This is a genomic window from Pseudomonas sp. McL0111 (genome assembly GCF_052567255.1).
Genome location: NZ_CP199585.1, coordinates 4,470,320 through 4,489,965 on the forward strand (window position 1 = coordinate 4,470,320; position 19,646 = coordinate 4,489,965).

The following is a 19,646-nucleotide window of genomic DNA, read 5'->3' on the forward strand; positions in this document are numbered from 1 at the left end:
CCGGAAATCGATAACTGAATGCGCAGGCAGATTTGCCTGCGCATTTTTTGTCTGCGGTTCAGGTGAGTACGCCGCTCGGGTTGATTACCGGATCCAGTTTCCTACCCATTTCACAGATCAGAAATGCAATCGAGTCAGCATTGCGCAAAATCGTGTCGATACGTGGGTGCGGGTTTTGCGTGTTCAAAAATGCCGTACGGGCATCCTCCATGGTCGGACTTAATGTGGCCTTGAGAATGGCCTTGCCAATGTGAGCGGTGCCGGGAATATCATCCAGACTGACCCATTCGCGCAATTCGTGGCTCCACCGTGAGAACAGTTCCTCGCGGGGCGTAGCCAACGACAGTGCCTCACGCTGGAAGCGTGTCTGACTCGCTTTCATGGCAGCGCCGTAACCCGTTACGGTGGCAATCAAGTCGGCAAAGGGCCGCCGGGCTTCCATGGACGCAATGTCCACAGCCTTGCTCGCCTGATGAGCAAACTCGTGGATCAACGTCGAGGCTTGCGCATGGCCTTCGACATTGAACGGTTCAGTCAACGCAGATTTGTACCAGTCCAGTTCCTGATTGAAGAACTTCTCGGTGAAATGCACTTTTTTGCGGGAGTCCTTCTCCAGCACGAAGGCAATCAGATTTGTTTGCCGGTATTTGTTCGAGCCAACGACAAAGCGATCGGTGTTCATCAGGTCTTCGGCAGGGTCCACCAATGCATTGCAGATCGGCACGATGGCCTGCTTCACTTTGGCCAGAATGTCGGAGTCGATCCGGTGGGTGTCAAAAAACGCCTTGAGGAATTGATCCAGTCGGCTGCCGGGGGCGTAGTTGTTGAGCTGGGCCATATTGTGCAGGCTGTTGAACGCATAAAAACGAGCCAGATCGACAGCCTGCATCAGCATGCGCGCTTTCTCCGGATGCTTCGCACGAATTTCAGTCATACCCTGTGCCTCGATATTCAACCAGAGTCTGGTTTCACGATCATTGGCGTGACGGTTGTACATTTTTGACAGGGCTTTACCAAAATGGACGGTATGTCGATCAGGGTCGAGCACCAGTTGCCCTGATGTCGTGTGTTGCAACACTGGTCCGTCCTGCTCGGTGCCTTTGATCTGCCAGACGATTCCCGGGCGTTCCACGGGATAGACTTTGCCCGCGACAGGCGCATAAGTGGCCTTCGTTGACAGATCCTCGTAGGTACCGTTGGCCGGATTTCGAGTCAGATCCTTCAGTGAGGTTGTTGGAGTTTCGAATGTTTGCAATGAGGTGCGTTTTGCCGCAGTGGGCTTTATGTCAGTCCAGCGAGGAGGGCTGACGGGCACGGGGGCAGAGCTTTGCGGAGCTTCGACGACTTGAGTCTCCAGAGTCGACTCCATTGACATGCGCCCCAGTGTGACCATTTCTACTGCACCGGCAATGAACGCTCCCAGCGCGCGTTTCCAATGATGGTCCTGCAACGCTTCGGCGGAGTCCTTGAAGTCTTTGAAGCTTTGCCAGAGAAACTGCACATACGCCAGTTTGCCCGGCAACAATCCTCCGATCATTTTGATGCCGGAGCTGAAAAGGTTTTTCGCTGCCTCCCAATCCTGTTGTGCCGACGGCAGTGAATGAGTACTCAGCAATCGTGGTAACAATGCCAGATTGTCATTGAACAATTGGATGAGCGCATTGCCTCCAACCGGATTCGCCGCCAGGGTTATCTCGCTCGTTTTTCCTCTGTCGGACTCGAACAGCGTGATAAAGCCCGATTTCTGGTTTTCGGGCAAACGTCGCACCAGCATGTCCTGAAGAACGCCAGGTGCGTTCAGCGCAGCAATGAGTTCTATTTCACTCTCGAATTCGGTGAATACGTGTTCGCCATGATAGGGCGAATACAAAACCTGCGGGCCGGTCTGTCCGGTTATGGGGCCGATCAGGTATAGCCCCAGTGCCTTTACGGCCGCCGCGCCAGGCGTCTTGAGCAATTCCAGGGGGCGAATCATCGCATGAGCCCCTTCCACCGTGGCCCGGGCGATTGCATCAGGCATGTCAAGGACTTGGGTAATGAGATCGAAGGCGCCTGCAGTCAGTCGCTGTTGAAGTTTGAGTTGGTGGGCGTGTTGCAGCAACTGCCAGGGTAACTGCCTGACAAAACGCTGCTTGCGACTTTCGGCATCGCTGCCCGATAGCGCAGCGGTGACGTTATTGGCGAAAGTCGACCCAATGTTCAGGGACAGCAAAAGGCTTCTGACTGCGCTTTGATTGAGTCCCGCAGGCAGGTCGCGTTCGCTGCCCGATGAAATCGTGAAGCCGGCTTTCTGGGCTGTATGAGAGTGGTCCAAGGCGAACCGGGTGAGGTTCATGGCCGGACCGGCCAGCGCCAGTGCTGGGGTGATTTCGATCAGGTCAGGGTCAAGCTCGCCGTCGCGGAATCGATTGCCCAGCAACTGTTTCAACGTCTGATGAGCATATTCATTCAGAGTCGGTATGGCATGGAGATAATCCTTGTCATCGTTGACGCTGTTGCGCCACTGCTCCAGCAGTTCAAGATGCAGCTGCTGTTCGTCAAGACCAGCCATGCCCAGCCAGGCTGGCAATGACTGCTGCGTGGCCAGAGCCTTGGCCTGCGCTGTGGCGCGTTGCAGATTGGTTTCAATCACTTGTGCGCTCAAGGCTTTGAAGAGTTTTTCTTGATTGGGCTTTTGCAAATCCAGGCGACGTACACGTTCACTGCGTTCAAGAAACTGCTCGATAGCCGATTGCGTGCGATCGTGCAATACGTTGTCAGTGATCAGCCGCAAGTCACCCAATACGTATTGCTGATGAATCCCATCAATCAGTGGCGACAGGTTCTCGAGTAGAGCAAGTCTTTTTTCAGGCTCTGACAACCATTGGTTCAAGGTTTTCCGGACACTTTCAACCGAGCCGAATGCCTTCAGTCCCGTGGCTGGCGTCCATAAGATTGCGCGGCCCGAATGCACTGCATCCAGCCCCCCGCGCTCAGTCAACAACACGCAGTTGGCCAGTGGCAAGGGGGTGTCCTGTTTGAGCGTTCGCAACGTAAGTGACCAGGCATCGGGACGAAATCCGTTGAGCCCCTTGCGTTGATTACGACCCGCTCTGTCGGGGTCAAACACCGTGTCGACAACGGCTTGCTCATCCTGGTGCAACTCACCCTTGAGTACCCGCAGCTTCGCTTCGCCGCAAATGCCGACATACAGGGAGTGCGCGATGTTTGGCTTCAGGCTTTCCAGATACGTACGTTGCAGAGCAGGCGTGGTGAAGGGTTGCATGGCGAAGTTAGTGGTGATCAACGGCAGGATACTGTTGAACTTCTTGACTGCAATACCTGCGGTATCGGCCAGCACCATCGATGGCAGCTGACTGCCACTGAGTGTCGGCCGGGTGCTCCAGCGGCCCTTGGTATCGAGGGTCAGTAGCCGATCATGAATCATCGAGCGGATGTCCAGTGCCTTATCGAACAAGGCAGCGATATCGATCTTGCCCTCGCTGTGGCGAAAGACTTGCAAGGCACGCTCGATATTCTGGCGCTGCTTGGTGATGACGGCCTCGAGCAGCACATTGAAAATGTCCCCCGCAATCGTTTCTCCCGAGACGTGAGGCTCGCTGAATCCGAGAAAACGATGTTGTTCGTCAAGGTTGAGCAAACCGTAGAGTTCATCCTTGAGGCCAATGGAGCCTAATTTGCTGAGCAGAGTGTCTTTCAGGTCCTGATAGTCTTTGAGCACCTGCAACCCTTGAGAGGGGGTGTAAAGGCAGGCGTTGGACTGGCTGATCATCAGTGATCCCGCCAATTCCACATAATTGGCCTGGTATTCCCAAAGGCGTACCGTTTCTAGCGTGGCTCGTCGCGGGGAACTGTTGCCCGATTCCAGCCAGGGCAGCATGTTGTCGAATTCGCCGGCATCAATGATGCCGGCTTCGCGCTTGAGCATCACGTCAGCCAGGGCTTGTTGGCGGATGGCTGAACCAAAATAGTCTCGGCGTGCGCTGCCGTCCTCGGAAGCGCCGCTCCAATACACTTCCATTTGTTTGAACAGCAGCGGGAGGAGTTTGCCAGCAGCGGTCTCTATCGCGTTTCGCCAAACCGCCTGGTTGCTGGCGAGCGCAGCTGTGCGTGGATGAGAAAACTCATATGGCTGACCGCTGGGCCAGCCGATGTGACGGTAACGCAACAACACCGCTGCGCCGAGCGTCAGTGAATCCAGCCTGCGTCGTGGATTACGCTCGTGCAATGCGTTATCGAGCGGCCCGGCGGCGTTGTTCGTGGTGACTCGGGTTTCCGCTTGATTGACCCCAGGCATTGTCGAGGCCAGCAGGCCATTCAATACGGCTTCAAGCGAAGTGCCGAGTTCAGGCAGCTTCATCAACTCGTTGAGCATTGTCCGGGCATTGAGATTAAGGGATTCATCGATGGTTGCTCGTTGATCATCGAACACATCGCCCTCAATCAGCTGGTATGTCACGCTGATTCCGCGCTTTTCCGCCAGGTCTTTGCGTTGCGAGATGGCGAGGAATGCCAGTAGCCGGTCCTCTTCGTTGGCTCGGCCGAGACGTTCCTCAAGGTGTTCCGTCAATGCTGTGAGGTTGGCGAACTTTTTTAGCCCATCGAAGGGTGTGTAGAGCATGACGCTACGATCAGTCGGCGTGAAACTCAGCACGAAGCAGCCCGCGAGGTTCACTGCCGCCTGACCTTCAGTGTTGAGCACTATGCGATGCGCAAGCATCGGATCGGTCTGCTGACTGCGCAGGTTCTGGGTCGCCAGTTGTACGTTACCCAGCCATTGAAAATCCCTTGACGACAGGCCGTGAACATCACCAAGCGCCCTCCACAGTCCGGGGGAATGCAGGACGGGAGCGAACAGTAACGGAGGTATGGAAACAGGCATGATGGGGTCTCGATCAGGGCGTGATTGATTACGCCGGTGGATTGAGACGCCAGACTAAAAGCCAAACGCCGGACGAAGGTGGTACATAGTTATTGCACGGGCGATGAGTAAATATGCCTGCGACTGACGGCGAGAATTATCTGGACGGTTGACAGCAACAGCGCCTGACGTGATTAATCGGTGTCAAGTTGTTCGTACGCTGTTGTTCCCTCCAATAATTAGTCTGGAGCTTCAGATGTCTGCGCCACACGATGCTGTGTCTACCCCTGTTTCATCCACGCTTTCGCTCGACGCGCTGACGCGACTGCTCGAAACGGTTTTTTTGCGCCATGGCACGTCGGCGTCTGTCGCCCGCACACTGGCGACCAATTGTGCCAACGCCGAGCGCGATGGCGCGCACAGCCACGGCGTGTTCCGCATTCCCGGTTATGTATCGACGCTGAACAGCGGCTGGGTCAATGGCCAGGCTGTGCCGCAGGTCGAAGACGTGGCTTCCGGTTTTGTCCGGGTCGATGCCGGCAATGGATTTGCTCAACCGGCGCTGGCCGCCGCTCGCCCGCTGTTGGTGGAAAAGGCCCGTAGCGCCGGGATCGCGGTGTTGGCAATCCGCAATTCGCATCACTTTGCGGCATTGTGGCCGGACGTCGAGCCGTTCGCCGAGGAAGGTCTGGTGGCGCTCAGCGTGGTCAACAGCATGACCTGCGTGGTGCCGCATGGCGCTGATCGGCCGCTGTTCGGCACCAACCCGATTGCGTTCGCCGCACCACGGGCCGATGGCGCGCCGATTGTTTTTGATCTGGCCACCAGCGCCATTGCCCACGGCGACGTGCAGATTGCGGCGCGAGCGGGTGAGCGTCTGGAACCGGGCATGGGCGTAGACAGCCTCGGTCAACCGACCTGCGACCCGAAAGCTATTCTGGAGGGCGGCGCATTGCTGCCGTTCGGCGGCCACAAGGGCTCGGCGCTGTCGATGATGGTCGAACTGTTGGCAGCGGCGCTGACCGGCGGGAATTTCTCTTTCGAGTTCGACTGGTCGAACCATCCGGGCGCGAAAACCCCGTGGACCGGGCAGTTGCTGATTGTGATCGATCCGAGCAAAGCCGCCGGACAAGGGTTTGCCGAGCGCAGTCAGGAACTGGTGCGGCAGATGCACGGAGTAGGGCTCAAGCGTTTGCCGGGTGATCGTCGGCACTTGCAACGCGCGCGGTCGATGGCTGAAGGCATTGTGCTGGATGCACAGATATTGGCACAGCTGCGGGAACTGGCCGGGGGATAGCAGCCCACTGCTGAATAAAGGGTTGGCGAACTGATCGTGGCGAGGGAGCAAGCTCCCTCGCCACAGATGGGGTGTGAATCTTTAGAAGATTAACGACGACCGAGCAACAAACCCACCACCAGGCCAAAACCGGCCGAGATCGCCACGGTTTGCCACGGATGTCCGCCAATGTAGTTTTCCGTCGCATCGACGGCAGGCTTGGTGCGATCACGCACGCTGGATACCGAGTCCAGTGCCTGCTGCAATTTCAGGGCGATTTGCCCACGCAGGGTCTCCGCTTCTTCGCCGACCAGTGAGGCGCTGCTCTTGAGCAGTTTGTCCGACTCTTCGATCAGAGCCTGAAGTTCGCTGAAGGCCTGATCCTTGATTTGGTCTTCGGCGGCTTGAACGGCGGTTTTACGGGCCATTGGGTGACTCCTTGCTGGTGAATGGACAGTGAACAATGGAGTGTAGGGCGGCGCAAAAAGTTGCAGTGATTTTGTTCCGGGTTGAAAACCAGCGCAGGAGATTTCCGTCTAGCGTGTAAGATGTCGCCTATTTTACGCAGCAGGTAATTCCCCATGAGTTTCAATCTGGCCGACAAATCCCTCGCAGAGCGCGCCGCGCTGGAAGATGAGAAATCCCGTCTGTTCGAACTCTGGCAAAACAACCTCGGCAAGGCCAAGGGCGAAGCCTCCCGGCTGTTTGGCGAGCGTAGCAAGCGCAAAGGCAAGTGGTCTGAATGGGTCCGCTCCGAGCTCGACGGCATGTCGCCGCCGGAATTCGCCAACATGGTGCGCAGTGAGGTCAACCGGCTGATGGCCGCGAACAAGTAACGCGCCTCAGCTCACCTCGAAACACGCGGCAATCGCTTCGCGCACCTTGACCACGACAGGATCGACCTGCGTGCTGGTGCGCCAGCCCAGTTCAATCGGATAACGCGGCAGCGCCAGCGGGCAGGGCAGCAGTGCCAGACCACTGAGTACGGCGATGCTCTGCGCGGCATGCGCCGGAATCGTCGCGACGGCTTGGCTGCCCTTGAGCAAGAACGGCAGCGCGGCAAAATGCGTGGTCGATGCGCAGACCCGGCGGCTCATGCCCAGCGCGGCCAGCCCTTCATCAGTGATACCGATAAACCCGCCGGACGACACCAGAATGTGCTCGCGCGTGACGAACTCTTGCAGGCTGATCTCGCGCTGATCGGGCGCCAGACTCGCCGGGTCCACCAAACACGCATATCCCCCTTCGCCGAGCACCTGCCGACTGAGCAGGCGCTCCGCGAATCCTCCCGCCGTAATCGCCAGATCGATGCTGCGTTCCATCAACGCCCGAGCGACGATCTGACTGTGGGTCTGGCGGAAGATCAGCCGCAGCTTCGGTGCACGGCAGGCGATCTCTTCGATCAGGCGCCGGCCATAAGCAATCTCGAAATCATCCGACAGCCCAAGGGTGACCGAACGGCCTTCAAAGTGGTGGGCGGCTGGATCGACCATCGCCAGACTTTGCCGGCACTTGTTCAGCGCATCGCTGACCACCGGTTTCAACTGATTGGCCTTGAGTGTCGGCGCCAGTCCGCGACCGGTACGCACGAACAACTGATCGCCATACACTTCACGCAAACGCCGCAGCGCCGCACTGACTGCCGATTGCGTGACACCCAGACGCAGCGCGGCGCGGCTGGCGCTGGATTCTTCATGCAGGGCTTCAAAGACTTTCAGCAGATTGAGATCGACGTTCGCGATATTCATATGGCTCATATCATTCAGCAGTGAATCGGGCTTTATTCATGATCCCGTGACGCCGGAGAATCAGCAACACCTGATCTCACGGAGTTACCGCAATGCCAAAATCAATCGTTGCCGCGCTGCAAATCGGTGCCTTGCCCGGTGGCAAAGGCGAAACCCTGGAACAGATCCTCAGTTGGGAAGCCGCAATCATCGAGGCCGGTGCGGCGCTGGTGGTGATGCCGGAAGCGTTGCTCGGTGGTTATCCGAAAGGTGAGGGCTTCGGCACGCAACTGGGTTATCGCTTGCCTGAAGGGCGCGAAGCCTATGCGCGATACTTCGCCAATGCGATTGATGTGCCCGGCGTCGAAACTGAAGCGCTGGCAGGGCTGGCGGCGCGTACTGGCGCCAATCTGGTGATCGGCGTTATCGAGCGTTCAGGCAGCACACTGTATTGCACGGCACTGTATTTCGATCCGCAGCAAGGACTGGCGGCCAAGCATCGCAAACTGATGCCGACAGGGACTGAAAGACTGATCTGGGGCAAGGGTGACGGTTCGACTCTGCCGGTGCTCGACACTCAGGTCGGACGCCTTGGCGCGGTGATCTGCTGGGAAAACATGATGCCGCTGCTGCGCACGGCGATGTACGCCAAGGGCATCGAAGTCTGGTGCGCACCGACGGTTGATGAGCGCGAGATGTGGCAGGCCAGCATGCGCCATATCGCCCATGAAGGTCGTTGCTTCGTGGTCAGTGCCTGTCAGGTGCAGGCCTCGCCGAACGAACTCGGCGTGGAGATTGCCAACTGGCCGGCAGATCGCCCGTTGATTGCCGGAGGCAGTGTGATCATCGGGCCGATGGGCGACATACTGGCCGGGCCGTTGCGCGGCGAAGCAGGATTGTTGACCGCTGAAATCGACACTGACGAATTGATCCGCGCCCGCTACGACTACGACGTGGTCGGGCACTACGCGCGCCCGGACGTATTTGAATTGAGCGTCGACGAACGCGCCAAACCCGGCGTGCGTTTCACCGCTTGATCTGTTGCAGCCATTCTTCGCGGGTGATTTCCCAGATTTCCCGAGGAAACCGCCCGCCGACGAAATCGTCTTCATCGCAGCGGATCAGGCGCATGCCGGCGCGTTCGGAGAGTTTGCGCGAACCGATATTTGGCGCCGCTTTGGGTACGCGCATGACGGCGCGGCCGAGGGTGTTGAACCAGAATTCAGTCACCGCTGAACTGGCTTCGGTCATCAGGCCCTGGCCTTGCCATGCAAGTGCCAGCCAGAACCCACGGTTGTTTTCCGGTTCATCCATCAAGCCGATGCTGCCGATCAATTGCTCCGGTGCGGTCTTGAGACGAATCGACCAGTGCCACTCGTGACCGGCAGCAATCGCCGGCAGGGCAATGTCGCGCAGGTAGGTGAGCGCGCCGTCATCCGGGTAAGGCCATGGCACAACGTTGTTCAGGTAACGCACCACATCCCAATGCGCGAATTGCTGCTGGACGGCTTCGGCGTCGGCCAGTTGCAGTGGGCGCAGGATCAAGCGTTCGGTGTAGAGCGTGGGGGTAGCTTCCATAAAATCTGCCGTGTCCATGAGCGCCTGACTAGAACGGGAACCCTGTGGGAGCTGGCTTGCCAGCGATGGCGGTGTGTCAGGCAACGGTGATGTTGGCTGATATGCCTCATCGCTGGCAAGCCAGCTCCCACAGGGATTTCTGCTGAGTTTCAGAGCTGGGCACTACCAGGTTGCGGCGCTGGTTTTTGGCAGGCTGAGGGTGCCGCTGTCGACGAAGCGCATGGTGCCGAACAGTCCGCCCGAAAGCTTGCCGCGCAGGACGTAGGGCAGGTTGTCGAGGGTTTGCGTCTGGCTCAGGCCGAGGGTCTGGCGCAGTACCGAGAACGCGGAAACGCTGACCGGCACGCTGACCACCGCTTCGGAAAAACGCGGGATGCTGCCGCTCTGATCGCTCACGCCTGACGCCAGCGAGTGGCCGTTGACGTCCAGGTCGAGGGCAATGCCGTTGTAGTCGATGGCGGTTTCGTTGGGGTTTTGTACGCGCAATTTGATTGCGAAACGCACTTCCAGATCCTGGCTCGGCAGCGGTTCGATGCCGACCACGTTGATGTTCACCGGATCACGGTTGGGGAAAAGCGCGCAGGCGCTGAGGGACAGTAACAGCAAGGACAGGATGACGGCGTGGACGCGGCGCATAAACAGTCTCTCAACAAAAAAGGGCTGAACCGGCAACGGTTCAGCCCTTTTTCTGGCCCCGTTTTCAGGGGCGGGCGACCTTAGCGGTTCAACTGTGCGACAGCCGCAGGTTGGGCAGGTTCACCTTTGGCGGGCACATCCGGGTTTTCCATGACCTGGAGAATGGACGCTTCGGGATCGAAGTCATCTTCTTCCAGCTCAATGAACTCTTCCGGCAGGAAGATGTTCAGCACGATAGCGCACAACGCGCCAACGGTGATCGGCGATTCGAAGATGTTGCGCAGCGCTTGCGGCAGTTCGCGCAACACTTCCGGCACCGCTGCAATGCCCAGGCCCATGCCGAGGGAGATCGCCACGATCAGCATGTTGCGACGATGCAGGCCGGCCTCCGCGAGAATCTTGATCCCGGCCACGGCCACGGTGCCGAACATCACCAGTTCGGCGCCGCCGAGCACCGGTTTCGGCATCAGTTGCAATACGGCACCGATCATCGGGAACAGCCCGAGCACCACCAGCAGACCGGCAATGAAGAACGCCACGTAACGGCTGGCGACGCCAGTGAGCTGGATCACGCCGTTGTTCTGCGCGAAGGTCACCATCGGCATGCTGTTGAATACCGCGGCCATTGCCGAGTTGAGGCCATCAGCGAGCAGCCCGGACTTGATCCGGCGGATGTACAACGGGCCTTTCACAGGTTGCCGCGAGATCATCGAGTTGGCCGTCAGGTCGCCTGCGGCCTCCAGTGGCGAGACCAGGAAAATCACCGCCACCGGCACGAACGCCACCCAGTCGAAGGAGAACCCGTACTTGAACGGCACCGGCACGCTGAACAGTGGCACCTCGGGCATGGTGGCGAAATCCACGGTGCCCATCAGCCAGGCGACCACGTAACCGAAGGTCAGGCCGATGACAATTGCGCCCAGCCGCAGGAACGGCACATCGACCCGGTTCAGCACGACGATGGTGCCCAACACCAGCGCCGCCAGGAACAGGTGACTGGCACCGCCCAGGTCCGGCGCGCCGAAGCCACCGGCAATATCGGTCATCGCTACTTTGATCAGCGACAGGCCCATCAAGGTGATGATGGTGCCGGTGACCACTGGGGTGATCAGCATGCGCAGTTTGCCGATGAACTGGCTCAGCACCACTTCGATGAACGCTGCGAAAAAGCACACGCCGAAAATCGTCGAGAGGATTTCATCGGTACCGCCGCCACGGGCCTTGACCATGAAACCGGCGCTGAGAATCACGCTGATAAAGGAAAAACTGGTGCCTTGCAGGCACAGCAAACCGGAGCCGATCGGGCCGAAACGCTTGGCCTGGACGAAGGTGCCGAGACCGGAAACGAACAGCGCCATGCTGATCAGGTAGGGGATTTCACTTTGCAGACCAAGGGCGCCGCCCATGATCAGGGTTGGGGTGATGATCCCGACGAAGCTTGCCAGCACGTGTTGCAGCGCGGCAAACACCGTGGCGGTGAGGTGCGGACGGTCGTTGAGGCCGTAGATCAAATCGTTGTTGCGCGGGGCTTTTTCGGAGACGGTCATGGTGATTTGCGTGCCGCGAAGCGGGGCCGGGTCAGAAAATGGAGGCGCAGGATGCCGTAAGAGAGCGGCGAGGGCAACGAACAAAAATTGCCTGAAAGGTCAGGAAATACGGGCATTGCCACTAAAAACCCTGTGGCGAGGGAGCAAGCTCCCTCGCCACAATTCATCGGAGGTCAGGTAAATGCGGTGAGCAGGTCTTCCTCAAAAGCCTTCTGCGCATCCCCCGGCACCAGCGCCCGATGCCGGGCCAGATGAAACGCCACTTCAAAACTCAGCTCGCCCGGACGCACTCGCCGCAGCAATCCTCTGTCCTCCCAACTGCGGGCATAGTGATCCGGCAGATAACCCACATGCTTGCCCGACAGAATGAACGACAACGTGCCTTCGACCTGCTCCGAACGCGCCGAACACACTTTGCCTTGAAACGGCTCGTCACTGCGCAGGAACCGGTACGGATGATCAACCCGGTCACAGGCCTGCAACGCCGCTTCATCCGGCGCATCGTCAGTGAACAGCGGATGACCCGCCGCGCAATACAGATGCTGGATTTCGCTGAACAGTTGGCGGTAATCGAACGCACTCTGCACCTGCGAGAAGTAACCAATCGCCAAATCCAGCCGCTGTTGCAGCAGCAGGCGTTCCATCTCGCCGGGCATTGCGCTGATCAGCTCGATGCGCACCGATTCATCGCGCTCGCGAAAGCGCCGGATCGCCTCGGCCACCCGTTGCAGCACCGATTGATCGACCGCTTCGGACAGCCCCAGCCGTACCTCGCCAATCAACCGCCCGGCCACGCCGTTGGATTGGTGGCGAAAGGTTTCGATGGATTCAAACAGCGTTCGCGCCGCCAGCAATAGCTGCTCGCCTTTGGGCGTGACGCTGAAACCGCCCTTGCCACGGCTGCACAGCCGATAACCGAGGCGGGTTTCGAGCTTGGCCATTTGCTGACTGATGCTCGACTGGCTCAAGCCCAAGTCACCTTGAGCTGCACTGAAACCACCGCACTCGACCACCCGCACAAACAGGCGTAGCAATTGCAGATCAATATCGTGAAGCTGACCGAGCATCACATTACCCCACGCTAAAGTCAGGTTAACAATCTAAGTATTTTTGTAATGTATCGCGCGGCGCATTCTGCCACCACTTCCTCCGGTCAGGTGTTCGTCATGGCTCTTGCGTTCAAGCTGTGTTTCCCCGCGCTGTTTCTCTCTGTGGCCATCAGCGCACAGGCCGAAGACAAAACCCTCAACTTCTACAGCTGGGCCGATTACGTGCCGCCGCAAACCCTGCAGCGTTTCGAAAAGGAAACCGGCATTCATGTGCGCTACGACACCTTCGACACCTCCGAAGTGCTGGAAACCAAGCTACTGACGGGTGGCAGCGGATACGACGTGGTCGTGCCGTCGTCCAGTGTGCTGGCGCGTGGTCTGGCGGCCGGGGCCATGCGGGAAATTCCTCACGAAGGGCTCAAGGGCTACGGCAATCTCGACCCGGATCTGCTGAAGAAACTCGCGGCGGTCGATCCCGGCAACCGCTACGCCGTGCCGTATACCTGGGGCACGCTCGGTTTGGGTATGAACGTCGAGGCGGTGAAAAAACGTCTGCCGGATGTGCCGCTCAATACCCTCGATCTGCTGTTCAAACCTGAATACGCCAGCAAGCTCAAGGACTGTGGAATCGCGATTCTCGATTCGCCGCAGGAAGTCATCGGCCTGGCGCTGCACTACCTCGGCAAAGACCCTTACAGCACCGACAAAGCTGATCTGGCCGCTGCCGAAGCGCTGTTGTTGCAGTTGCAGCCATCAGTGCTTTACGTCGCTACCGGGCGGCAAATCAGCGATCTGGCCAACGGCAGCGTTTGTCTGGCGCTGACTTACAACGGTGACGCGAGCATGGCCGCCGATCAGGCGCGCAAGGCCAACAAGCCGTTCGAAGTCGCTTATCGGATTCCCAAGGAAGGCACGATTATCTGGCAGGACAACCTGGCCATTCCAAAAGATGCTCCGCACCCGGAAGCCGCCCGCGCTTTCATTGAATTCATGTTGCGCCCGGATTCGGTTGCCGAGCTGACCAACACGCTGTTTTTCGCCACCGCCAATCAGGCTGCCACGCCGCTGGTGGATGAAGCGGTGCGCAACGACCCCGATATCTATCCGCTGCCTGAAGTGCGCGATCGTTTGTACGCCGACCGCAGCATGAGCCTCAAGGACATGCGTCAGCGCACGCGTATGTGGACCACTTTCCGTAGCCATCAATAAGAACAGGAGCACACCGATGGACGTGCCAGTCGATAACGATCAAGCGATAACCCGCGACAGCCTTTACGGCACCAGCGCCGAAAGCACCTACGCCGGGATCACCAGTTTCATGCGCCGCCGCTACAGCCGTGACTTGCGCGGCGTCGATGTCGCGGTCAGCGGCGTGCCGTTCGACACCGCCACCAGCAACCGCCCGGGCGCGCGTTTCGGGCCGCGCGGGATTCGCGCCGCCTCTGCCGGGATTGCCTGGGAACGGCACTGGCCGTGGGCGTTTGACCCGTTCGATCATCTGGCGGTGATCGACTACGGCGACTGCGATTTTGATTACGGCTCGCCGCACACCATCCCGGACAGCATCGAGGCCCACGCCGAGAAGATTCTCGCTTCCGGTAGCGCGATGCTGACCTTTGGTGGCGATCATTTCATCAGCTACCCGTTGCTCAAGGCTCATGCGCGCAAGCACGGCAAGTTGTCGCTGATCCACTTCGACGCGCACAGCGACACCTGGCCGGATGAAGAGGGCAAGCGCGTCGATCACGGCACCATGTTCTGGCATGCGGCGCGCGAAGGTCTGGTTGATCCGGCGCGCTCGGTGCAGATCGGTTTGCGCACAACCAATGACGATCATCAGGGCTTTCAGGTGCTTGATGCGCGGCAGGTGCATCGGCGCGGTTGTGAGGCGATTGTCGAAGCGATTCGGGCGCGGGTCGGCGATAACCCGGTGTACCTGACGTTTGATATCGACTGCCTCGATCCGGCGTTTGCGCCGGGTACGGGTACGCCAGTGTGTGGTGGCTTGAGCACGGTGCAGGCGCTGGAGATTCTTGGCGGTTTGCGCGGGATCAATCTGGTGGGCATGGATGTGGTGGAAGTTGCGCCGGCGTATGACCACGCAGAAGTCACCTCATTGGCCGCAGCAACACTGGCAATGGAAATGCTTTGCCTGTACGCCGCCAAACACAAAGTCGACCTCTAAACCCCGTACATCCCCTGTGGGAGCGAGCTTGCTCGCGAAAGCGTCAGTTCAGCCAATAGAGATATCGACTGACACACCGCCTTCGCGAGCAAGCTCGCTCCCACAGGGATCTATGGCGTTGCAAGTCCAGTGTGAGAGCTGACCTGGGTCAAGTCAGCATTGATGTGGCAAGCAGGCAAGCTCCCTCATGGGGATATTTCCTTACATTCATCGTGGCATACTGCCGCGCATGACTTTCGACTCTCCGTTAAGCGCCTGGCAGCATGCCATCGAGCACAAGGGCTTCATCCAGGATGAAGCCCAGGAACACGCCGTCTGGGCGCTGCAAAAATGCCATGAAGCCTTGCACGCCGGTGCCCGCTCGGTCACTGGCGTTTACCTGTGGGGCCCGGTCGGGCGCGGCAAGACCTGGCTGATGGATCAGTTCTATCAGAGCCTGCGGGTGCCGGCGCGGCGGCAGCATTTCCATCATTTCATGGGCTGGGTACACCAGCGCTCATTCCAGTTGACCGGAATCGCCGATCCGCTGCGCGCCCTGGCCAAAGAACTGGCCGCTGAAGTGCGTGTGCTGTGTTTCGATGAGCTGTTCGTCAACGACATCGGCGATGCAATCATCCTTGGTCGGCTGTTTCAGGTGATGTTCGATGAAGGCGTAGTGATCGTCTGCACCTCCAACCTGCCGCCGGATGACTTGTATGCCGATGGCTTCAATCGTGACCGTTTTGTGCCGGCTATCGCCGCGATCAAGGCGCACATGCAAGTGGTGGCGGTGAATGGCGCCGAAGATCACCGTCTGCATCCCGGCGCAGGACAGCAGCGTTATTTTGTCGCGCTGCCGGAGCAGGAAAGTGCCCTGCGCCAAGTCTTTCAGTCGTTGGCCGCCGGGCAACATGCCAGTGCCGAACCGATCCCGGTCGGGCACCGGACATTAAACGTGGTGCAAGCCAGCGAAACGGTGCTCTGGTGTCGTTACGCCGATCTCTGCGAGCAGCCGTTCGCCGCGATGGATTTCATCGCGCTGTGCGACACCTATCGGACTATTCTGTTGAGCGATGTACCGAACCTCAGCGCGCAAAAGCGTGAGGGGCGTATCGCTCGCGGCACCGAAGACGGCGCGGCGCGGGTGGAAGCAGGTGACCGCGAGCTGCCGCAACTGTCGGTCCACGACGACGGAGTTCGACGTTTCATCGCATTGGTCGACGAGTGTTACGACCGTAAAGTGCCGTTGTACATCGAGGCGCAAGTGCCGATGGATGCGCTGTACACCGAAGGTTATCTGGAGTTTCCGTTTCGCCGCACGCTCAGCCGTTTGCAGGAGATGCAGCTACAGCGTTTTGCCGAAGCTTGAAGTGAAGAGGGCGCGAACATGAGCCAGCCGCTATCGCATCATCTGTTGACCATGGCCTATCAAAACGCCTGGGCCAATCATCGACTGGCCAAAGCCTGGTCGCAGCTCGGGGACGACGAACTGACCGCGCCGAGGGTTGGTTTTTTTCCCGCGATTCGCCTGACGCTCAATCACATCCTCACTTGCGACTGGTTCTACGTCGATGCGCTGGAGCGTGAGTTGCGCGGTGATGATCCGCATCCCGATTGCTACGTGTTTTTCAACGCTGACGAGCCGTTCACTGACGCGCTGCAATTACGTGATGAACAGGCGCACGTTGATCGACGGCTGATCGCCTATTGCGAGCAACTGCGTGATGCCGATCTAGGACGAGTCGTCACCATCGCCCGCGATACGCCGCAGCACGACAGCCGTCTGCGCATGCTTTCGCATCTGTTCGAACACCAGATCCATCACCGTGGTCAGGTGCACACAATGCTCAGCGACACTGCGGTGAAACCACCACAACTCGACGAGTTTTTCTGTGCGGGTGAAGCAGGGCTCAGAGCCGCCGACTTCGCCGAACTGGGCTGGACCGAAGAGCTGATCTGGGGCCATTGAAGTCCTGACCGCAGACAAATCGCGGGCATAAAAAAAGGCGCCCGCAAAGGGCGCCCAACTGTCATCTTCCAGGCCAGAGCGGAGCCGGAAGGTCCATCGGTAAAAAGGTCGATCGGTAAATCAGTTGCGATAAGTCTCGGTCATCTGCGCCGTCTGGTCGTCCGGAACGCGCAGTTCCGGGGCCTTGGTGTCGGCTTTCTGCTCGCTTTGAGCGTGGTGAACCGGGAAGTTGTCGTAGTAGTACAGCATGCGTTCGGCGCCACCTTCAGCGAATGCGCTGGCGGAACCGAGGGCGAGTAGCCCGGCGAGAATTGCAGTTGTGGTTTTCATGGTGCCTCCACTGGAAAAGTCGGAGCCTTTCATCCATGAATCAGCGTACGAGGAGCAGTGTCCGGCATGCGAATTAACTCGGGGTTAACGCGTTGAAGGACGGCAGTAAACCTGTGGTGAGGGGATTTATCCCCGTTGGACTGCGCAGCAGGCCCTCTTGTATGGATCAAGACGGGGCCGCTTCGCGACCCAACGGGGATAAATCCCCTCGCCACAGGTCGAGGGGTGCAGGTTCTTCACCGCAGCCTCAGAGCTTCCAGTCGAGACTCAGCGTGACCGTGCGCGGGTCGCCCCAGTACACGCCGTTGTAGAAGCCGACGTTGTCGTAATATTTCTTGTCGAACAGGTTATCGACGTTCAGCGAGGCCGACAGGTGTTTGTCGAACTCATAACGCGACATCAGTTTGACCACGGTGTAGGCCTCCTGATTGATCCGCGCACGTTCGGTGACGATCCGGCCATTCGCGCCGCGTCCGACCGGGCGGTTGGCATCGCCGTAAATGTCACTCTGCCAATTCACCGCGCCACCCACGGTCAAGGCATGCCAGTTACCCGGCAAGCGATACGCCGTGGACAGCCGGAGCATGTTCAATGGCTGGCGGGTGTTGGTGCGTTCTTTTTCGCCGTTGACCGAGTGGGTGTAGGTGTACCCGGCGGTCATGTTCCAGCCGTCGAGCACTTCGCCCGAGACCTCGGCTTCAAAGCCGTTGACCTTGTTGCCCTTGCCGCCCGATTTGTAGAACTGCTCGCCGGTCACAGGGTCCGGCAGTACCGAATTGTCCACTTCGGCGACGTTGTCCTGCTTGCTCCAGAACACTGCCGTCGCGACGTTCAGGCGCTCTTCAAGCAGGCTGCCCTTGAGGCCCAGTTCATAGTTGCTGCCGACCACCGGGTCGATGTATTTGCGGCTGGCGTCACGGTTGCTTTGCGGTTTGAAAATGTCGGTGTAGCTGACGTAGGCGGTGTATTCGGGCGTCAGGTCGTAGAGCAGACCGGCGTAAGGTGTCCACATGTCGTTGTGTTGCTGGCTGCTGTGGTCGACGCCGGTTTTTTGCAGGGCCTGGTCATAGGTGTTGGTGGTGCTGGAGGCCTCCCAGCTGCCGTAACGGCCGCCGAGCACGGCGTGCAGTTCGTCGGTGAGGCTCAGGCGGGTGGCGAGGTAACCGGCCTTCTGGCGTGTGCTGTCCTTGAAACCGGTCAGCCCGGTGACTGTGTCGGGGAATTTGCCGATACCGCCCATGTATTTCCAGTCACGTACGCTTGTGTAATCGTCCGCGCGCGGGCCATCAATGGCATACGGATCGTTAGAGGTGCGTTCGGCTTCGCCGTAGCCGAACATCAATTCGTGCTCGCGGCCCAGCAGGGAGTAGGGCCCCGACACATTGAGGTCGTAGGCCTTCATGGTCTGGTCGCCGACCATGTGCCCGATGGTAGCGGTCATGCCGCTGCGGTCGGGTTCCGGAAAGCCGCTGCCGGCGTAGTAGATCTTGCCGTCACCGTCACTTTTGCGGTGGGTGTAGGCAGCCTTCAGATGCCAGCCTCCCGCCAGTTGCTGGTCCAGAGTGGCAAACGCAGTTTTGTCGCGCAGCGGCCATGAACTCCAGGAAGTCGCCATGTTGGTCGAGCGGCCGAGGTGCGCTTTGCTGCCATCCGCATTCCAGTAAGGCGTGGTTCCCCAAGAGGTGCCCTGGACCTGTTTGTCCTGATAGTCGTAACCGACCGCCAATACCGTGGATTCGGTCAGATCGGCTTCAAGAATGCCGTAACCGACTTCCCGTTGCTGCGCGTACTTGTCGCGAAACGACTGGCTGTCGCGGTAGGCCAACACCGTACGCCCACGCAGTCGCCCATCGAAGGCCAGCGGCCCGCCGACATCAACGTAGCTGTAGTAATTGTCATAGCTGCCGCCACTGACACCTGCCAGGGCTTGAAGCTGTGCGGTCGGGCGTTTGCGCACCATGTTGATGGTCGCTGAAGGATCACCGGCACCCGTGGTCAGGCCGGTCGCGCCGCGTACTACTTCAATGCGGTCGTAGATAATCGTGTCGGCGTCGGACTTCATGTAGCTGAAGGTATTCAGCATCCCGTCGATCTGGAAATTGTTGATCGAGTAGCCGCGCGACGAATAGCTGACCCGGTCCGAGTCGTTGTGCTGGACGACGATGCCGGTGGTTTGGCGCATGGCTTCGGACAATGTACCGAGTTTGAAATCATCCATCTGCTGGCGCGTGACCACGGACACCGATTGCGGGGTTTCCTTGATCGACAGATTCATCCTGGTCGCGGTACTCATCGCGCCAGTGGTGTAGGCGTCGGTGTTTTCGGTGTTGGTGCCCAGGCCTTGGGCAGTAACGCTGGTGGACGCCAGCTCCAAAGCCGTGGCGGCTGACTCTGGCTGTTTTTCGGCATCGGTTTCTGCCAGCAGATCAGCACTCAATGCAGCGCTGCACAAGCCAAGAGTGAGGGTCATGGAACGGGTGATAGGCGCGAACATCGCAGCCGACTCCTT

Annotated in this window: 16 protein-coding genes; 7 read left to right on the forward strand and 9 right to left on the reverse strand. The window is 59.0% G+C overall.

Features of this window, described 5'->3' with window-relative positions:
- Positions 1–58 precede the first annotated feature (58 nt).
- Positions 59–4,882 (reverse strand): dermonecrotic toxin domain-containing protein, encoded by a 4,824-nt coding sequence (locus ACTWLJ_RS20380; protein ID WP_445178198.1) that lies wholly within the window; start codon positions 4,880–4,882, stop codon positions 59–61.
- A gap of 235 nt (positions 4,883–5,117) precedes the next feature.
- Here ACTWLJ_RS20380 and ACTWLJ_RS20385 point away from each other — a divergent pair, with 235 nt between their 5' ends.
- Positions 5,118–6,158: an Ldh family oxidoreductase gene (locus ACTWLJ_RS20385; protein WP_445178199.1), complete on the forward strand. Its 1,041-nt coding sequence runs from the start codon at positions 5,118–5,120 to the stop codon at positions 6,156–6,158.
- Positions 6,159–6,247: 89 nt separating this feature from the next.
- On the opposite strand, the gene ACTWLJ_RS20390 is transcribed toward ACTWLJ_RS20385, so the two are convergent.
- Positions 6,248–6,565 carry a DUF883 family protein gene (locus tag ACTWLJ_RS20390; RefSeq protein ID WP_401211308.1) on the reverse strand — a complete coding sequence of 106 codons (318 nt, stop codon included), beginning with the start codon at positions 6,563–6,565 and terminating at the stop codon, positions 6,248–6,250.
- Between the two features lie 153 nt (positions 6,566–6,718).
- Between ACTWLJ_RS20390 and ACTWLJ_RS20395 the strand changes: the two genes are divergently transcribed.
- A complete protein-coding gene (locus tag ACTWLJ_RS20395) occupies positions 6,719–6,973 on the forward strand; it encodes a hypothetical protein (protein WP_445178200.1) in 255 nt (84 codons plus the stop codon).
- Positions 6,974–6,979: 6 nt separating this feature from the next.
- On the opposite strand, the gene ACTWLJ_RS20400 is transcribed toward ACTWLJ_RS20395, so the two are convergent.
- On the reverse strand, positions 6,980–7,894 hold the full coding sequence (locus tag ACTWLJ_RS20400; protein ID WP_445178201.1) for a LysR family transcriptional regulator: 915 nt from the start codon (positions 7,892–7,894) through the stop codon (positions 6,980–6,982).
- 83 nt (positions 7,895–7,977) lie between these two features.
- Between ACTWLJ_RS20400 and ACTWLJ_RS20405 the strand changes: the two genes are divergently transcribed.
- Positions 7,978–8,901, forward strand: coding sequence for a carbon-nitrogen hydrolase family protein (locus ACTWLJ_RS20405; protein ID WP_445178202.1), 924 nt, complete (start codon positions 7,978–7,980; stop codon positions 8,899–8,901).
- Here the strand turns inward: ACTWLJ_RS20405 and ACTWLJ_RS20410 are convergent.
- From ACTWLJ_RS20410 to ACTWLJ_RS20425, 4 genes are all read right to left on the reverse strand, one after another.
- Positions 8,891–9,442 carry a GNAT family N-acetyltransferase gene (locus ACTWLJ_RS20410; protein WP_445178203.1) on the reverse strand — a complete coding sequence of 184 codons (552 nt, stop codon included), beginning with the start codon at positions 9,440–9,442 and terminating at the stop codon, positions 8,891–8,893. The two genes, ACTWLJ_RS20405 and ACTWLJ_RS20410, sit on opposite strands and share 11 nt — an antisense overlap.
- Before the next feature lie 162 nt (positions 9,443–9,604).
- Positions 9,605–10,078 (reverse strand): LEA type 2 family protein, encoded by a 474-nt coding sequence (locus tag ACTWLJ_RS20415; RefSeq protein WP_445178204.1) that lies wholly within the window; start codon positions 10,076–10,078, stop codon positions 9,605–9,607.
- An 80-nt stretch (positions 10,079–10,158) separates the two neighbouring features.
- A complete protein-coding gene (locus tag ACTWLJ_RS20420) occupies positions 10,159–11,625 on the reverse strand; it encodes a nucleobase:cation symporter-2 family protein (protein ID WP_445178205.1) in 1,467 nt (488 codons plus the stop codon).
- A 173-nt stretch (positions 11,626–11,798) separates the two neighbouring features.
- Positions 11,799–12,692 (reverse strand): LysR family transcriptional regulator, encoded by an 894-nt coding sequence (locus tag ACTWLJ_RS20425; RefSeq protein ID WP_445178206.1) that lies wholly within the window; start codon positions 12,690–12,692, stop codon positions 11,799–11,801.
- 99 nt (positions 12,693–12,791) lie between these two features.
- Between ACTWLJ_RS20425 and ACTWLJ_RS20430 the strand changes: the two genes are divergently transcribed.
- The 4 genes from ACTWLJ_RS20430 (at position 12,792) to ACTWLJ_RS20445 (ending at position 16,807) form a co-directional block, all read left to right on the forward strand.
- The gene (locus tag ACTWLJ_RS20430) at positions 12,792–13,883 is read left to right on the forward strand and encodes a polyamine ABC transporter substrate-binding protein (protein ID WP_445178207.1); all 1,092 of its coding nucleotides are present in this window, start codon (positions 12,792–12,794) and stop codon (positions 13,881–13,883) included.
- A 16-nt stretch (positions 13,884–13,899) separates the two neighbouring features.
- Positions 13,900–14,859: an agmatinase gene (gene speB, locus ACTWLJ_RS20435; RefSeq protein ID WP_401211332.1), complete on the forward strand. Its 960-nt coding sequence runs from the start codon at positions 13,900–13,902 to the stop codon at positions 14,857–14,859.
- A gap of 229 nt (positions 14,860–15,088) precedes the next feature.
- Positions 15,089–16,207, forward strand: coding sequence for a cell division protein ZapE (gene zapE / locus ACTWLJ_RS20440; RefSeq protein ID WP_445178208.1), 1,119 nt, complete (start codon positions 15,089–15,091; stop codon positions 16,205–16,207).
- Positions 16,208–16,225: 18 nt separating this feature from the next.
- On the forward strand, positions 16,226–16,807 hold the full coding sequence (locus tag ACTWLJ_RS20445; RefSeq protein WP_445178209.1) for a DinB family protein: 582 nt from the start codon (positions 16,226–16,228) through the stop codon (positions 16,805–16,807).
- A 120-nt stretch (positions 16,808–16,927) separates the two neighbouring features.
- On the opposite strand, the gene ACTWLJ_RS20450 is transcribed toward ACTWLJ_RS20445, so the two are convergent.
- Entirely contained in the window at positions 16,928–17,137 is a 210-nt protein-coding gene (locus ACTWLJ_RS20450; protein ID WP_445178210.1) for a hypothetical protein, read from the reverse strand.
- Between the two features lie 247 nt (positions 17,138–17,384).
- Positions 17,385–19,631 carry a TonB-dependent siderophore receptor gene (locus tag ACTWLJ_RS20455; RefSeq protein ID WP_445178211.1) on the reverse strand — a complete coding sequence of 749 codons (2,247 nt, stop codon included), beginning with the start codon at positions 19,629–19,631 and terminating at the stop codon, positions 17,385–17,387.
- Positions 19,632–19,646: the final 15 nt, after the last annotated feature.

Coding starts and splice junctions, on each gene's coding strand:
- ACTWLJ_RS20400 (WP_445178201.1), bottom strand. CDS start 7,894: ATGAGCCATATGAATATCGCGAACGTCGATCTCAATCTGCTGAAAGTC.
- ACTWLJ_RS20420 (WP_445178205.1), bottom strand. CDS start 11,625: ATGACCGTCTCCGAAAAAGCCCCGCGCAACAACGATTTGATCTACGGC.
- zapE (WP_445178208.1), top strand. CDS start 15,089: ATGACTTTCGACTCTCCGTTAAGCGCCTGGCAGCATGCCATCGAGCAC.
- ACTWLJ_RS20390 (WP_401211308.1), bottom strand. CDS start 6,565: ATGGCCCGTAAAACCGCCGTTCAAGCCGCCGAAGACCAAATCAAGGAT.
- ACTWLJ_RS20380 (WP_445178198.1), bottom strand. CDS start 4,882: ATGCCTGTTTCCATACCTCCGTTACTGTTCGCTCCCGTCCTGCATTCC.
- ACTWLJ_RS20450 (WP_445178210.1), bottom strand. CDS start 17,137: ATGAAAACCACAACTGCAATTCTCGCCGGGCTACTCGCCCTCGGTTCC.
- ACTWLJ_RS20405 (WP_445178202.1), top strand. CDS start 7,978: ATGCCAAAATCAATCGTTGCCGCGCTGCAAATCGGTGCCTTGCCCGGT.
- ACTWLJ_RS20415 (WP_445178204.1), bottom strand. CDS start 10,078: ATGCGCCGCGTCCACGCCGTCATCCTGTCCTTGCTGTTACTGTCCCTC.
- ACTWLJ_RS20395 (WP_445178200.1), top strand. CDS start 6,719: ATGAGTTTCAATCTGGCCGACAAATCCCTCGCAGAGCGCGCCGCGCTG.
- ACTWLJ_RS20410 (WP_445178203.1), bottom strand. CDS start 9,442: ATGGAAGCTACCCCCACGCTCTACACCGAACGCTTGATCCTGCGCCCA.
- speB (WP_401211332.1), top strand. CDS start 13,900: ATGGACGTGCCAGTCGATAACGATCAAGCGATAACCCGCGACAGCCTT.
- ACTWLJ_RS20425 (WP_445178206.1), bottom strand. CDS start 12,692: ATGCTCGGTCAGCTTCACGATATTGATCTGCAATTGCTACGCCTGTTT.
- ACTWLJ_RS20445 (WP_445178209.1), top strand. CDS start 16,226: ATGAGCCAGCCGCTATCGCATCATCTGTTGACCATGGCCTATCAAAAC.
- ACTWLJ_RS20385 (WP_445178199.1), top strand. CDS start 5,118: ATGTCTGCGCCACACGATGCTGTGTCTACCCCTGTTTCATCCACGCTT.
- ACTWLJ_RS20455 (WP_445178211.1), bottom strand. CDS start 19,631: ATGTTCGCGCCTATCACCCGTTCCATGACCCTCACTCTTGGCTTGTGC.
- ACTWLJ_RS20430 (WP_445178207.1), top strand. CDS start 12,792: ATGGCTCTTGCGTTCAAGCTGTGTTTCCCCGCGCTGTTTCTCTCTGTG.